At 67.0% G+C, this 14,190-nt stretch carries 14 protein-coding genes; 10 read left to right on the forward strand and 4 right to left on the reverse strand.

Features of this window, described 5'->3' with window-relative positions; genetic code table 11:
• Positions 1-436: 436 nt before the first annotated feature.
• Positions 437-1,060: a uracil phosphoribosyltransferase gene (gene upp, locus WA670_RS39125; RefSeq protein ID WP_037816101.1), complete on the forward strand. Its 624-nt coding sequence runs from the start codon at positions 437-439 to the stop codon at positions 1,058-1,060.
• On the opposite strand, the gene WA670_RS39130 is transcribed toward upp, so the two are convergent.
• Positions 1,053-1,643, reverse strand: a complete 591-nt coding sequence (locus tag WA670_RS39130) for a TetR/AcrR family transcriptional regulator (RefSeq protein ID WP_037816100.1) — start codon at positions 1,641-1,643, stop codon at positions 1,053-1,055. The genes upp and WA670_RS39130 overlap by 8 nt on opposite strands.
• Before the next feature lie 95 nt (positions 1,644-1,738).
• On the opposite strand from WA670_RS39130, the gene WA670_RS39135 reads away from it, so the two are divergent.
• The 8 genes from WA670_RS39135 to WA670_RS39170 all read left to right on the forward strand — a co-directional run bounded on the left by WA670_RS39135 (position 1,739) and on the right by WA670_RS39170 (position 10,327).
• Positions 1,739-2,140 (forward strand): MerR family transcriptional regulator, encoded by a 402-nt coding sequence (locus WA670_RS39135; RefSeq protein ID WP_009072633.1) that lies wholly within the window; start codon positions 1,739-1,741, stop codon positions 2,138-2,140.
• A complete protein-coding gene (locus WA670_RS39140) occupies positions 2,137-3,117 on the forward strand; it encodes an aldo/keto reductase (protein WP_336161132.1) in 981 nt (326 codons plus the stop codon). The genes WA670_RS39135 and WA670_RS39140 overlap by 4 nt, the downstream gene beginning before the upstream one ends.
• A 133-nt stretch (positions 3,118-3,250) precedes the next feature.
• Positions 3,251-4,795, forward strand: coding sequence for an NAD(P)-binding domain-containing protein (locus WA670_RS39145; RefSeq protein ID WP_336161133.1), 1,545 nt, complete (start codon positions 3,251-3,253; stop codon positions 4,793-4,795).
• Position 4,796: 1 nt separating this feature from the next.
• Entirely contained in the window at positions 4,797-5,822 is a 1,026-nt protein-coding gene (locus WA670_RS39150; RefSeq protein ID WP_037816096.1) for an alpha-hydroxy acid oxidase, read from the forward strand.
• Positions 5,819-7,141: a cytochrome P450 gene (locus WA670_RS39155; protein WP_037816095.1), complete on the forward strand. Its 1,323-nt coding sequence runs from the start codon at positions 5,819-5,821 to the stop codon at positions 7,139-7,141. The genes WA670_RS39150 and WA670_RS39155 overlap by 4 nt, the downstream gene beginning before the upstream one ends.
• Positions 7,138-8,409: a cation:proton antiporter gene (locus tag WA670_RS39160; protein WP_336161134.1), complete on the forward strand. Its 1,272-nt coding sequence runs from the start codon at positions 7,138-7,140 to the stop codon at positions 8,407-8,409. The genes WA670_RS39155 and WA670_RS39160 overlap by 4 nt, the downstream gene beginning before the upstream one ends.
• 92 nt (positions 8,410-8,501) lie before the next feature.
• Positions 8,502-9,149, forward strand: coding sequence for a response regulator transcription factor (locus WA670_RS39165; RefSeq protein WP_037816092.1), 648 nt, complete (start codon positions 8,502-8,504; stop codon positions 9,147-9,149).
• Positions 9,146-10,327 carry a sensor histidine kinase gene (locus WA670_RS39170; protein ID WP_134732538.1) on the forward strand — a complete coding sequence of 394 codons (1,182 nt, stop codon included), beginning with the start codon at positions 9,146-9,148 and terminating at the stop codon, positions 10,325-10,327. Before WA670_RS39165 ends, WA670_RS39170 begins: the two co-directional genes overlap by 4 nt.
• Here the strand turns inward: WA670_RS39170 and WA670_RS39175 are convergent.
• A complete protein-coding gene (locus WA670_RS39175) occupies positions 10,302-10,994 on the reverse strand; it encodes a YczE/YyaS/YitT family protein (protein ID WP_134732540.1) in 693 nt (230 codons plus the stop codon). The genes WA670_RS39170 and WA670_RS39175 overlap by 26 nt on opposite strands.
• 23 nt (positions 10,995-11,017) lie before the next feature.
• Positions 11,018-12,775: an adenine deaminase C-terminal domain-containing protein gene (locus tag WA670_RS39180; protein WP_336161135.1), complete on the reverse strand. Its 1,758-nt coding sequence runs from the start codon at positions 12,773-12,775 to the stop codon at positions 11,018-11,020.
• Between the two features lie 117 nt (positions 12,776-12,892).
• Here WA670_RS39180 and WA670_RS39185 point away from each other — a divergent pair, with 117 nt between their 5' ends.
• Complete coding sequence (locus tag WA670_RS39185; RefSeq protein ID WP_037816087.1) at positions 12,893-13,801, forward strand: LysR family transcriptional regulator; 909 nt, start codon at positions 12,893-12,895, stop codon at positions 13,799-13,801.
• Positions 13,802-13,805: 4 nt separating this feature from the next.
• Here the strand turns inward: WA670_RS39185 and WA670_RS39190 are convergent, their stop codons facing one another.
• The gene (locus tag WA670_RS39190; RefSeq protein ID WP_336161136.1) at positions 13,806-14,150 is read right to left on the reverse strand and encodes a hypothetical protein; all 345 of its coding nucleotides are present in this window, start codon (positions 14,148-14,150) and stop codon (positions 13,806-13,808) included.
• Between the last annotated feature and the right edge of the window lie 40 nt (positions 14,151-14,190).

Here is a 14,190-nt window from a genome sequence, read left to right on the forward strand (position 1 = left end):
TCGGCTGCGGGTGGGGCTGGGTGCATCGATGGTTGGGTGCATTGGCTGCGGGGAAGGGCCAGGTGCCTGGCTCGTTGGGTGCGTCGGTGCGGCTGGGGTCCTCGGTGCTGGGTGCACCGGCTGCGGTTTGGGTGGGGTTAGCGCCCCAATGTGGCATTGGGTGCATCTGACGCACCGAACGCCACATTGGGTGCATCCGACGCACCCAATGCCACATTGGGGAAGCATCCCGGTGGCTGCGGTGGCGGGGTGGGTCGTGAAGGGCTCCTTGAGGGAATCCAGGTCCGTGAAGGGGCCCCTCACCTCCGGAGCATGGTCGTGAGGGGAACCCTGCGGGAATCAGGGGATGTGAGGGTGGCCCTCACGACGTAATGGGGCCCACGAACGTGCGGGGGAAAGAGTGGCGGGTCCGAAACGGGCGGCTAAGTTGTGCGCTATGGATGTGCAGGTAGTCGATCACCCGCTGGCCAAGGCTCGTCTCTCGACCATGCGGGACGCTCGGACTGACAGTGCTGCGTTCCGGGCCGCGCTGCATGAGTTGACTGTCATGCTCGTCTATGAAGCCATGCGGGACGCGCCGGTTCGTACTGAGCGCATTCATACTCCGGTCGCGCGCACTGACGCTTATCGGCTTGCCAGTCCGCCGTTGCTGGTGCCTGTGTTGCGGGCGGGGCTTGGCATGGCTGATCAGGCGCACAAGCTGATCCCGGACGCGCAGATGGGGTTCGTCGGGCTCGCTCGTGACGAGGAGACGCTCAAGCCGACCCCGTATCTCGAGTCGCTGCCTGAGTCGCTCTCGGATCGGCCGGTGCTGGTGCTTGATCCGATGCTCGCGACCGGTGGCTCGATGGAGTACACGATTCGCCTGCTGACCGATCGTGGTGCTACTGACGTCACCGCCATCTGTGCGCTCGCCGCGCCGGAAGGGTTGGCGCATCTGGAGCAGACTGGGCTGCCGCTGCGGGTGGTCACGTCGAGCATTGACGAGCGGCTCAACGATTCCGGGTTCATCGTGCCGGGGCTCGGCGATGCGGGGGACCGGCAGTACGGGGCTAGGTAAGCCATCCGGAAGCGTTGGCGTGCAAGGCTTTCTCGTACGCGTCGGAAACGCTGAAGCCGTCCGGGAGGCGGCCGGACAGTTCCAAGGACACCAGGCCGTGCACGAAACCCCACAGGCTGACGGTGATCAGTTCCGGCGCGACGTCCTGGAACTGGCCGGACGACACCGCGGTGCGGACGACGCCCATCAGCGGGGCGAGGGTGGCTTGCGCGACCTCGTCGGCCTCGGCGTTGGGTTCGAAGCCCGGCACGGAGCGGCTGAACATGATCGCGTACAGGTGCGGGTCGGCTAGGGCGCTTTCTCGGTACGCGATGCCCAGCCGCACGAGGTCGGCTACTGCGTCGCCGGACAGGGGGACCTTCGCCAGGCGGGCGCCGAAGCGGCGGAAGCCTTCCACGTACAGCGCGTTCACCAGGTCCGGTTTGCTGCCGAACAGCGAGTACACCGCGGTGGTCGACGTGCCGGAGTCGGCGGCCAGTTTGCGCAGCGACAGGGCCTTGGGGCCGTCCGCGGAGATCAGTTCGCCTGCCCGGTCCAGGAGCTTCAGCCGGAGGGTTTCGTCATGGGTACGGGGGCGAGGCATGTACCCAGCGTAACGCAACAACGTTATAAAACGCGACCGTGACCGTCGTTTTAAGATTTGACCTGGAGTGCACTCCAGGTCGTACTGTCGAGCGCATGAGCTACTCGATAGCGGAAGCCGCACGACGTAGCGGCCTGTCGATCGACACCCTCAGGTACTACGAACGGATCAAGCTTCTCGAACCGCCCGCACGAGACTCGGCGGGGCGGCGCGCCTACTCCGACGAGGACCTGAACTGGCTCGGCTTCCTCACGAAGCTGCGGCTCACCGGGATGCCGATCAAGAGCATGCGCGAGTACGCCTCGCTGCGCAGGCACGGGGTGGCCAGCGCGGGACGGCGCAAGGCGATCCTCGTGGAGCAGCGGCAGTCGGTCGCCGACCGGATCGCCGAACTGCAGGGTTGTCTCGACATTCTGGACTACAAGATCGCCAACTACGAGCAGATCGAGCGCAAGGCCTTCGGCGTCGCGCCCGAGATGGAGGGAATTTCCGCGTGATCGGTACGAGGAAGCTCGGCGCACTGGAGGTCGGGGCACAGGGGCTCGGCTGCATGGGGATGAGCTCGGCCTACGGCGTGCGCGACAACGACGGCGAGTCCGTCGCCACCGTGCACCGGGCGCTGGACCTGGGGGTGACCCTGCTCGACACGGCCAACGTGTACGGCGCGGGGGAGAACGAGAAGCTCGTCGGCAAGGCGATCGCGGACCGTCGCGACCAGGTGGTTCTCGCGACGAAGTTCGGCATCGTGCACACCGATCAGGGCATGACCGCACGCGGTGACGCCGCGTACGCGAAGCAGTGCTGCGACGAATCGCTGCAGCGGCTCGGGGTCGACCACATCGACCTCTACTACCAGCATCGCGTCGACCCGAACGTCCCGATCGAGGAGACCTGGGGCGCGCTCGCCGAGCTGGTCCAGGCCGGGAAGATCCGTTTCGCCGGGATCTCCGAGGCGGGTGCGGACACGATCCGCCGGGCGCACGCGGTGCATCCGGTCACCGCGCTGCAGAGCGAGTGGTCGCTGTGGACGCGCGGCATCGAGGACGAGATTCTCGGCACCTGCCGGGAGCTGGGGATTGGAATCGTGCCGTTCTCGCCGCTGGGGCGCGGGTTCCTGACCGGTGCCGTCACCTCGGTGCAGGAGCTGCCCGAGGGCGACATGCGGCGCGGCCTGCCGCGGTTCGCCGAGGACAACTTCGCGCGCAACATGGCGATTGTCGAGGCGCTGCGCGCGCTGGCCGCGGACAAGGGGGTCACCGCGGGGCAGCTGGCGCTCGCCTGGGTGCAGGCCAAGGGCTCCGACGTCGTGCCGATCCCGGGCACGAAGCGGCGGAAGTACCTGGAAGAGAACGTCGGCGCGGCCGAGCTGGAACTGTCCGAAGAGGACATCGCGGCCATCGAGAAGGCCGCTCCGCTCGAGGCGGTCGCCGGTGCGCGGTACCCGGAGGCGCTCGCGCGCGTCACCGGCAAGTAGCGGCTGAAGCCGGTGCCCCGCGACGGAAGCGGGGCACCGGTGTCCCGAAGACCGGGTACGTTCTGAGGGATTTCTGAGATCTTCCGACCACTCTGATCGCCGTCAGATCAAGGCGACGCGGGAGGTCGGTTTCATGGCGGACGTGCTGGACTACCTGGTGGTCGGAGCCGGGCCGGCGGGATTGCAGCTCGGGCGGCAGCTGGGCGGGGCCGGGCGCAGCTACCTGGTCCTGGAGCGCGGGTCCGTGCCCGCCGCGTTCTTCACGCGCTTTCCCCGGCACCGCACGCTCATCTCGGTCAACAAGAAGTACACCGGATGGACCGACCCAGAGCTGAACCTCCGGGTCGACTGGAACTCGCTGCTCGACGACGGGCCGGACCCGCTCGTCTTCACCGACTACAGCGCGGAGATGTTCCCGCCCGCGGAAGCGTTCCTGCGCTACACCGCCGATTACGCGGCGAAACACGACGTCAGAATCCGGTACGACACCGAGGTTGCGCGAATTTCGCGCGCGGACGACGTCTTCACGGTCACCGCGGCGGACGGGGAAACGTTCAGCGCGCGGCGGCTGATCATGGCGACCGGCGTGACCAAGCCGTATGTCCCGGACGTACCGGGCATGGAACTGGTCGACCAGTACGCCGATTACGACATCGAGCCGGAGCAGTTCATCAACCAGCGCGTTCTCGTGCTGGGCAAGGGAAACTCCGCTTTCGAGACGGCCGACAGTCTTAATGCTTACGCAGCGGTGCTGCACGTCGCGGGCCCGCGACCGGTCAAACTCGCCTGGCGCACGCACTTCGTCGGGCATCTCCGCGCATACAACGCCGGCGTGCTCGACATGTACCAGCTGAAACTGCAGCACGCGATTCTCGACGGCGACGTCCGCGAGATCACCAAGGACGACGACGGCTACCACGTCAAGTTCGCCTTCGCCCGCGCCAATGAACTGGTGAAGGAGATCCGTTACGACCGGGTCATCGCGGCCACCGGATTCCGGTTCGACGCCTCGATGTTCGACGAAGACTGCCGTCCGGAGATGACGATCAACAACCGGTTCCCGGCGCAGACGTCGTCGTGGGAATCGGTGAACGTGCCCGGACTTTACTTCGCCGGGACGATCACCCAGGTCCGCGATTTCAAGAAAGCCACCAGCGCGTTCATCCATGGCTACCGCTACGGCGTCCGCGCGCTTTCCAAGGTGCTTGACGAGCGTTACCACGACACCGAATGGCCGAACACGGTGGTGGCCAACAAGACCAGCGAACTGGTCGACGCCGTCATCCGCCGGATCAACCGCACTTCCGCGCTGTACCAGCAGTTCGGCTTCCTCGCCGACGTCCTCGTGGTCGACGGCGACCAAGCCAGGTACTACGAGGAAGTCCCGGTCGACCGGTTCCAGGACACTCCGCTGGGCAAGAGTGCCGACGCGTTTGTGATCACTCTCGACTACGGGCCGGACCACGACAAGATCGACCCGTTCGATTTCACTGTCACCCGCGCGAGCCAGGACGTCGCGAACGATTCCGGCGAAGGGCATTACCTGCACCCGATCGTCCGGCATTACCAGGGCGGCGAATTGGTCGCGACCCACCACGTCACCGAGAACCTCGAAAACGAGTGGAACCGCCCGGTGCACGTGGACGCGTTGACGGCCTTCTTCACCAAGCAGCTCTGACATGCGCACGATCGCGGAGCTGGAAGCCATCGCGCGGGAACGGATGGAACCAGCGCACTACGACTATTACGCCGGTGGCGCGGGGCGAGAAGACACGTTGCGCGCCAACGAAGAGGAATTCCGCCGCCGCGTCCTCGTGCCGCGGGCACTGCGTGGAGTCGGTAAACGCGACCTGTCGGTGGAAATCGCCGGATCGCCGTTGTCGATGCCGATTCTGGTGTGCCCGACGGCTTTCCACCGGCTCGCGCATTCGGACGGAGAACTCGCGACCGCGCAAGCCAGCGCGGAAGCGGGCACCGTCTTCGTGTGCAGTATGGCCTCGACGACGGCGGTCGAGGACGTCGCCAAGGTCGCGGACGTACTGTGGTTCCAGCTGTATGTGCAGTCAGACCGCGAGTTCACCGAAGCGGTCATCAGTCGGGCGGAGAACGCGGGCGCGCGGGCATTGGTGATAACGGTCGATTCCGCGGTGCGCGGACGGCGAGAACGCGAATTTCGCCACTCGTTCCACGATCTTCCTCCGGGGATGGCCGCCGAGAACATGCGCGACAGCACCGGTCGCGTGCGGAGTATCGAGATGCCCGTCGATCTGACGTGGGAAGACCTGGGCTGGCTGCGCGCGGCCACGAAAATGCCGTTGCTGCTCAAAGGCGTGCTGCATCCAGACGACGCCCGACAGGCGGTGGCGGCCGGAATCGACGGGATTTTCGTGTCCAACCACGGCGGCCGGCAACTCGACGGCGCAATTTCGAGCCTGGCCGCACTGCCGGAAATAGTGTCCGTTGTGGACGGTCAAGTGCCGGTTCTTCTCGACGGCGGCGTGCGAAGCGGTGCGGACGTGGTCAAGGCGCTCGCTCTCGGCGCGGACGCGGTCGGCGTCGGCAGGCCGGTGCTGTGGGGCCTCGCCGCGGCGGGACAGGAAGGGGTCGCCGAAGTGCTGGAACGGCTGCGCGAGGAAACGGACACCGCACTCGGCCTCTGCGGGGCGCGCACGCCCGGCGAGCTGACCGCGGACCTGGTCCGATGAAGCGGCTCGTGGTCGCCGGAGCGGCCGGGCTGATCGCGACCTCGCCGAAGTGGCTGCCCGGCCGGGTGGTCGCGTTGCGGAACCGGATTTTCGCGCTGGTCAACGGGGACGAGGGCTACCCGGTGCCGGTCGAGGACTTCCGCCGGGTGTACGCCGATCCGGCCGCCGACGGACGCAGCGAGGGCGCCGCGCTGTCCGACCTGTTCTGGTACTGGCTCGCGCCCGGACCCCAGGTGCACCAGGAACATCTGGAGCCGGGCCCGCGCTACGACGAGGTCGCCAAAACGACCCGGAGCATCCTGGTCAAGTCGAAGGCGGAATCGCAGGCGCTGACCGAACGGGTCGCCGCGCGCGTGCTCGACCGGATCGAAACCGGGCCTGGACGGCTGCTCCGGCTGCGCGACGAGATGATGCCGGTCTGGGCCGAGCTGTACTACGAGCTGGTCTTCGGCGAACCGTGTCCGCCGGAGGCGCGGGACCTGATAGTCGGGCATGCCGACGACGTCGTGTCCGCGCTGAAGTGCGTGCGTCCGCGCAACATGCGCCGTCGCGCCCGGCTCACCGCGTACCTGCGCCGCCGCCTCGACGACGTACCGCATCCGCTGCCGTCGCGGCTCACCCGCGAGGAGCAGGTGTTCTACCTGCAAGGGACGTTCTTCAACACCGCGGTCGTGCAAATGTCCGAGGCGATGGCGCACCTGCTGATGGTGCTCGCCGAACATCCGCAGGTGCAGCGGAGGCTCGCGGAAAACCCGGACGACGACGAGTATTTCGACCGCGTGCTGGACGAATGCCTTCGCACGTACCCGCTGTTCGGCATCGCGCACCGGATCAGCACCGGCGACATCGAACTGGCCGACCGGACCATCGACGCCGGCACCGTGCTGCTGTTCAGCTATCCGGAATTCCACTACGCCGGACTGGACCGGGCCGACGAGTTCGACCCGGAGCGCTGGGCCGGTTGCCCCGCGCACCAGCAGAGAAATTTCTTGCCGTTCGGCGTCGCGCAGAACCGGCCGTGCCCCGCGCGCGGCCTCGCCCCGGTGACCATGCGGGTGGTCACCAGGGAATTCCTGCGCCGGTTCACCCTCGCCACGAGCGCCGCGCACACCCGGTCGATTCCCAATCGCGGACCGGTTTTCGTCACGCCGCGCGGATCGCGGAGAAATCCGCGGACCGCGCTGGCCTATCTGGCGGTGCGGGATCGCTGGGAAGACGTGTGGCGCAGCCTCGCGCAGTTGGTGTTCGGCACCTACATGGTGCTCGACGCGCGCCGGCTCCGGTTGTGCACCAAACACTTCCAGGGAGGAACCCGATGAGTGCCGTAGAAGCCGCACCCGCGTTTTTCCTGGCGGCCGTGGTGATTCTGGCTGCCTGCCGCGCGGTGAACGCGCTCGCCGTGCGGCTCGGGCAGCCGCCGGTGGTCGGCGAGATGGTCACCGGCGTGCTGCTGGGCCCGTCGCTGCTCGGACTCCTGTTGCCGGGCGTGCAGGAATGGCTGTTCCCGGACTCGGTGCGGACGCTGCTGTACCTCGGCGGCCAGATCGGGCTGGTCATCTACATGTTCGGCGCGGGCTACGAATTCCGGCTGAGCGCGCTCAAGGAAGGCCGTCGAACCGTGGCGGCAGTGTCCGCGGCGGGCACCGTCGTGCCGCTCGCCCTCGGCGTCGGGGTGAGCGTGCTCGGCGCGAACTGGGCCGGGATCCTGAAACCCGGGGTGTCGCCGGTGGTTTCGGCGGCGTTCGTCGCGGTGGCGATCGCGATCACCGCGTTCCCGATGATGGCCCGGATCATCACCGAACGCGGCCTGGGCAGCACGAGGTTCGGTTCGCTGGCGCTGGCCTGCGGCGCGCTCGACGACGTCCTCGCCTGGATCCTGCTGGCCGTCGTGCTCGGCATGCACGCCGGTACGGCCGGTCCTATCGCGACGGCCATCGGCGGCGGAGTGCTGTTCGTGCTGCTGGTCTGGCTGGTGGTCCGCCGGATCGCGGTGAAGGTGATGGCCAACCCGCGGGTGTCGGTGGATCAGCGGATGCTCGTCACCGCCATGTTCCTCTTCGCCGCCGCGTGGTTCACCGACGTCATCGGCCTGTACGCGGTGTTCGGCGCGTTCGTGCTCGGGCTGGTGTTCCCGCGCGGCGAGGCGGCCGACGCGGTGCTCGCGCGGATCATGCCGGTCGGCCGGGTCGTGTTCCTGCCGCTGTTCTTCACCTACTCCGGCCTGAACACGCGGTTCGCGCTGCTCGCCGACCCGAAGCTGCTGCTGTTCGCGCTGGTCTGCATCGCGGTCGCGGTGGTCGGGAAACTGGGCGCCTCGTGGGGCGCGGCACGGCTGACCGGCGAACCGCAACCGGTCGCGCTGCGGATCGGCGTGCTGGTGAACGCGCGCGGACTGATGCAATTGGTGGCATTGAACGTTGGGCTGTCCGCCGGAATCGTTTCGCCCGCGCTGTTCACCGTCCTGGTGCTCGTCGCGCTCGTCACCACGATCATGACCTCGCCGGTGCTCGGCTGGCTGGACAAACGCGACGCCCGCCGGTACGCGGACGGGGAAATGCCCGAATTTCTCCTGAGCGGGCGAAGCTGAGCGATTGCCTACGAAAGTCGAGGGTCGGATGGCCGGATCACTGCGAGTATGGACCTGTGCACGATGAGGCAGAGACCCCGGCGGCTTCCCGGGTGCTCCTGGTCGAGGACGATCGCGATCTCGCCGGGATGCTCGTCGAATTGCTCGCCGGAGAAGGTTACGAGACCGAAGTGGCCCACGACGGACAGCGCGGCCTGCACCTCGGGCTCACCGGAAGGCACGCGGTGGTGATTCTCGACCGGCGGCTGCCGGTGGTCGACGGCCTTTCGGTGCTGGCCCAGCTGCGCCGCAGGGCGGTGCCCGCGCGGGTACTGGTGCTGTCCGCGCTGGGCGAGCTGGCCGACCGGGTGCACGGCCTCGACACCGGGGCCGACGACTACCTGGTGAAACCGTTCGAGACCGACGAACTCCTCGCCCGGGTGCGCGCGTTGTGCCGCCGCGACGCGGAGCACGCCGAGTCCCTCCCGCTCGGCGCGGCGGCGCTCGACCTCCAGCGGCACGAGGTCGTGCTGCCGCGCGGCGAGCGGGTGACACTGTCCGGACGCGAGTTCGAGCTGTTGCGCACGCTCGCCCAGCGGCCCAAGGCAATCCACCCGCGCGCGTCGCTGCGCGCGGGAGTGTTCACCGAATCCGCCGCGGAGTCCATTGTGGACACATATGTGTACTATCTGCGGCGGAAGCTGGGCCGCGGAGTGGTGAAGACCGTGCACGGCCTCGGCTACCAGATCGGGGCGGTGTGACCACCGTCGTCGCCCCGGAGGCGCGTGCGCTGCGGCGCGCGCGGCGGATCATCGCGGGCCAGATCGCCGTGGTGATCACGATCGTCGTGCTCGCCGCGGGCGCGATCGCGTACTGGGTGCTGCTGCGCGGGCAGGCCGCGGAGACCGAGCGGCAGCTGGATTTCGCTTTGGGACACGGGCTTTCCGCGACCCCGCCCGGCTGCACCTACCTGGTGACGCCGCAGGGACACGCGCCTGCCGGGCGGCTGCCGTTCGCGCTCCCGCCGATTCCCGCGGTGCCGAACGACGGCGACGTGGTAACCGAAGAACGCGTGCTCGACGGCGCGACGTACACCATCCGCACGGTCAACCGCGACGGCGAGGTCTGGCAGGCGTTCTTCAACGAGCATTACCTGATCTCGGACCGGGAACAGCTGCTGCTGGGGCTCGGGGTGGCCGAGCTTGCGGTGCTGATCATCTCGGTGATCAGCGGATACCTGCTGGCCGGGCGGGCGATCCGGCCGTTGGGCGAGGCGCTGCGCCGACAACGGACGTTCGTCGCCGACGCTTCCCACGAGCTGCGGGCGCCGTTGACCCGGTTGCACACCCGCACGCAACTCCTCGCCCGGCGCGGCGGTGCGGGACCGGCCGAGCTGGAAACCCTGGTCTCAGGCACCCGGGAGCTGGGCGCGGTGGTCGACGATTTGCTGCTGTCCGCGCAGGCCTGTTCCGAGCGGCCGCATCTGGAACCGGTGCAGCTGGCGGTGCTGGCGGAACAGGCCGTGGCGGCGGAATCGGTCCGCGCGAACGACCGGCAGGTGGACCTCCGGCTGAGCCGTTCGCCCGGCCTGGAGGACGTGGTGCCGGGCGTGCCGACCGCGTTGCGGCGAGTGCTGTCCGCCTTGCTGGACAACGCGATCGGGCACACGCCGCCGGGCGGGTCGATCGAGGTGATTCTCGCCAACCCGGATGCTCGGCACGTCGAACTGCGCGTGTGCGACACCGGGACGGGCTTCCCACAGCACGAAGCGGAACGCCTTTTCGAGCGGTTCGCCCACGGCGCGCACGGCGAGGGACGGCGCTTCGGACTGGGGCTGGCGTTGGTGCAGGAAGTCGTCGCGGGTCACGGCGGGACCATTGCCGCGTTCGGCAAGCCTGGGGTCGGCGCGACGTTCACGTTGCGCTTTCAACGGGCTTGAGCTTGCGGGACTGGAGTTTCTTGTACAGGAAGAAATAGAGCTTGATGTACTGGCCGACCAGTACGGCATTGATGATCGTGCCCTCGCGGATGAAATGCGGTCCGCCAAGGAAGATCAGCCCGATGCCTGCCGAAATCGCGAGCAGCGTGCAGTCGAAGACAGTCTTGATGTTTCCCCATTTGCGGCCGGTCTTCTTCTGCAGGGTGTTGACGAACAGGTCGATCGGCATCAGCACCAGATTGGCGCGGATCATCAGGAAGAGCCCGAACGCCAGCATCGCGTCGGCGAGGAACAGCAACGCGAGATTAGCCGCGTACGGGGCCAGGGAGATCCACTTCGTCGCCATCAGGTTGAAGTCGAGCAGTGCGGCCAGGATCAGTGCCGGTACCAGCGAGAACAGGTTCTGGAGTTTGAATGCCCTTGGCAGCACCAGGAAAGTCAGGATGAGCATGAGCACTTCGAGCATGAGATTGAACGTGCCCTGGCTGAGCGGCGGCAGCACGAGCGTCATCGTGCGGGTCAGGCTGCTTTGCGGGGAGATGCCGATCCCGGCCCGGATGGCCAGGCCGAGACCGAGCGTCAGCAGGTAGATGCCGGCGATGTAGGTGATCCAGCGCCGCACCACGTTTCCGTTGTCGATTACTCCCGCGTCTTTGTCGTAAGGCACGACCGTGACCTCCTCGTTGAGGGTTACTTCATGAATCCGAAACGGTCGAGCGAGATGAACAGGGTCAGGAGTTTGTTGACGACGGGCTCGCCTTCGTTGCGGTTGCCCAGTTTTTCGAGCGCGGTGTCGATTGAGCGGGTCGCGTCGACGAGTTCGGCGAGGTTCATGTCGGCCATCACGCCGTAGAATTCCAGTGGCAGACAGGCTTTTGTCTCACCGTCTTCGGTGACGATGCAGCCGCCGACCAGTGTGTCCAGCTGCTTGAGGTTGGCGCACATCTCCGTGCTCTCGCTGCCGACACTCACGAAGTACGCCGACGGGGCGGGCCAGAAGGTCGAAACCGCACCACGGTCGATCGAAACGCCCTTGAACAACCCGGTGACGATGTGCCGCTCTCCGTCGGGATAGCGCTGCACGACCGAAATCCGGTTGAGCCGCTCGCCTTCGTGCTCGGGCACGACCGCGCCGTCGCGGAACGGCACCCAGATCTCTTGGGCGAACTTGAGATGTCCGCGGCCGTAGACGTCGAAAAGCAGCACCTTCGCTTGGTCGCCTTCGGGGGAGACTTCGATCGGCGTCAGGTCGAGTTGCTCGGGAGTCAGATCGGCGAGACCCGGCTTCGGTTTCTTGGCCAGGCTGGAGTAATCGATGCCGACGCGGTTGAGCAGCTTGCGGTCGCGGGCCACCAACTCGCCGCCCTTGAACACGTACCGCGGATTGATCTTCGCAAGACTGTCCGTGAGGACGATGTCCGCGAAGCGGCCCGGGCTGAGCGAACCGAGGTCCCGGTCCTTGCGGAACGAACGGGCGGCATAGAGGGTGCCCATTTTGATCGCCTTGATCGGCGGCATGCCCATTTCGATCGCCAGCGAGATCACCCAGTCGATATGGCCCTGCCGCAGGACTCGGTCCACCGAGATGTTGTCGGCGCAGAGCTGGAAGTTCTCCGCGGGCCAGCGCCGTTTCACGATGGCACGCAACATAGTCCGGATGACCTCGGGACTTCCGACGCCGAACTTGATCTGCGTGTTAAGGCCGTAGCGGACGCTCTTTTCGATGTCGTCCTCGTTCCAGACGTCGTGGTTGTTGTCGACGCCGATCGCGGGCATGTAGTTCAGCAGCATGTCCGACAGTGCGGTGACGCCCCAGTGGCAGTTCACGAATCCGGAATTCGCGCGGCCCAGCGCGGATTTGCGGAAGTCGTCGGCGTCCCCGGTCATGTAGGACAGGTGAGCGAGTTCGCCCAGTCCGATCACCGGATCCATCTTCAGCATGGCCTCGGTGACGTCCGTCGAGGTCTTCTTCCCCGGTGCGAACGCGTAAAGCCGGTACAGGAGTTTTTCGTGGTCGGCAAACAAGGTTTGCACCGCCTCCACCGCCTCGTCCCCGGCCGCGCTGGCGAAATCCAGGGTTTCCCCGAAGACCGTGGTCGTTCCACTCGGGACGATCGCCTCCCCGAACGCCGCCGGATGCGCGAGCTGCGATTCGAAGTGCAGATGCGCGTCGATCAACCCGGGGATCGCGTAAAGCCCTTCGCCGTCGAAAACCTCGCGCACCCGCACGATCGACTCGTCGGGGTTCAGCGCGATGATCCGCTGCCGGTAAACGAGAAGCGTGCCGGGATAGACACTTTCCGTGTGCACGTCGACGATGGTGAGATTGCGCAGCAGCAGGTCCGCTTCCCGCTCGCCGGCGAGAATGTCGAAGATCGTCCGCACGTGCTCTTCTTGCGCGGCAACGTCTTCCGCCGCGAGCAGGGGATAAGTCGGCGATTCCGGCACGGTGTCCTCACTTCGGTGTCGTTGGTGCACTGATAGAACCCGGCGGACACCGTTGCTGACAAGCATTCATTTTCGTACGACGTGTACTCTTTTTTCGTACGCTTAGGAGGTCCGCCCGTGCTCCACTCCCGGTTGCTGCAGTACATCGACGAAGTGGCGCGCCTCGGATCCATCCGCGCGGCCGGTGCCCGGCTGCACGTCGCGCCGTCCGCGATCAACCGGCAGATCCTGCTCCTGGAAGCGGAACTCGGCCAGCCGCTGTTCGACCGCCTGCCGCGCGGAATGCGTCCGACGCCAGCCGGGGAAGCGCTTCTCGCACACGTCCGGCGCACCCTGCAGCAGTACCGCGAGACTGTCGCGGACATCCGCGACCTGCACGCCCTCGGCAGCGGCGAGGTCGTGATCGCCACGATGACCGGCCTGGCCAGCAGCGTCGTCGCCACCGCCGCGGCGGCGTTCCGGGTCCGGCACCCGCGAGTCCGGATCTCGATCCGCACGATGACGACGCAGGAAATCCTGCGCGCGGTCGAGGCCAGCGAAGCCGATCTCGGGCTCGGCTTCAACGTCCCGCCGTCCGCGCACCTCGAGGTCTGCTGGCAAATGAACACCAGGCTCGGCGTGGTCGTCGCTCCGCACCATCCGCTCGCCGGCGCGGACCCGATCCCGCTCGCGCAGTGCCCGCCCTATCCGCTGATCTTCGCCGACCGGTCGATGGTCATCCACGGCATCGTCGCGGAAGCCTTCGCCAAGGCCGGTCTCGACATCGAACCGGCTTTCCACACGAACTCGATCGAGACGATGAAACGACTCGCCGCGTCCGGGGATGCCATCGCGTTCCTGAGCGAATTCGACATCGCAGAGGAAATCCGCGACGGACGGCTCGTCTTCCGGCCGGTGCGGGACGCGTTCAGCAACAACGTGGTTTCGTTGGTACGCCGGGAAAAGCACGGCCACGGCTTGGCGAGTCTTTTGCTGGCGGAGGACATCGTGGGTGCGCTGACCCACGCGCAGACTCCGCGGCCGTAACCGCTCAATCGGTGAGGCTGTCCGTCGGCAACAACGCCCGCAACCGCCGGGTCGTCGCCTCGTACTCCACATACGCGCGCGAATTCTCCGGCCCACCGGCGGCCATCAGCTCGTCGTGCGCGATCGCCTGCTCCGCGATCACCGAAGCGAGCAGCACGAGAAACCGCGCCGACCGTTCGGAGCGGACCGCCATCTCGGCGGAACCGGGAAGGCCTCGCTCGGCGAAGCCTTCGAACACGGCGGTGTTCTCGCGCTGCTTCTCCGCCAGCAACCGGCAGGTCGCCGATTGCTGGCGGAGTTGGTCGGCATAAGCCACCTGCGGCGAAGCGGCATCCCCGGGCTGGCTCACGCCGACATGATGCCCGTTCTCCGCCGCGGACACCTACTGG

This window comes from Amycolatopsis sp. VC5-11 (assembly GCF_037034185.1).
GTDB lineage: Bacteria > Actinomycetota > Actinomycetes > Mycobacteriales > Pseudonocardiaceae > Amycolatopsis > Amycolatopsis nivea.

Coding starts and splice junctions, on each gene's coding strand:
- WA670_RS39150 (WP_037816096.1), top strand. CDS start 4,797: ATGCGCACGATCGCGGAGCTGGAAGCCATCGCGCGGGAACGGATGGAA.
- WA670_RS39130 (WP_037816100.1), bottom strand. CDS start 1,643: ATGCCTCGCCCCCGTACCCATGACGAAACCCTCCGGCTGAAGCTCCTG.
- WA670_RS39145 (WP_336161133.1), top strand. CDS start 3,251: ATGGCGGACGTGCTGGACTACCTGGTGGTCGGAGCCGGGCCGGCGGGA.
- upp (WP_037816101.1), top strand. CDS start 437: ATGGATGTGCAGGTAGTCGATCACCCGCTGGCCAAGGCTCGTCTCTCG.
- WA670_RS39160 (WP_336161134.1), top strand. CDS start 7,138: ATGAGTGCCGTAGAAGCCGCACCCGCGTTTTTCCTGGCGGCCGTGGTG.
- WA670_RS39155 (WP_037816095.1), top strand. CDS start 5,819: ATGAAGCGGCTCGTGGTCGCCGGAGCGGCCGGGCTGATCGCGACCTCG.
- WA670_RS39135 (WP_009072633.1), top strand. CDS start 1,739: ATGAGCTACTCGATAGCGGAAGCCGCACGACGTAGCGGCCTGTCGATC.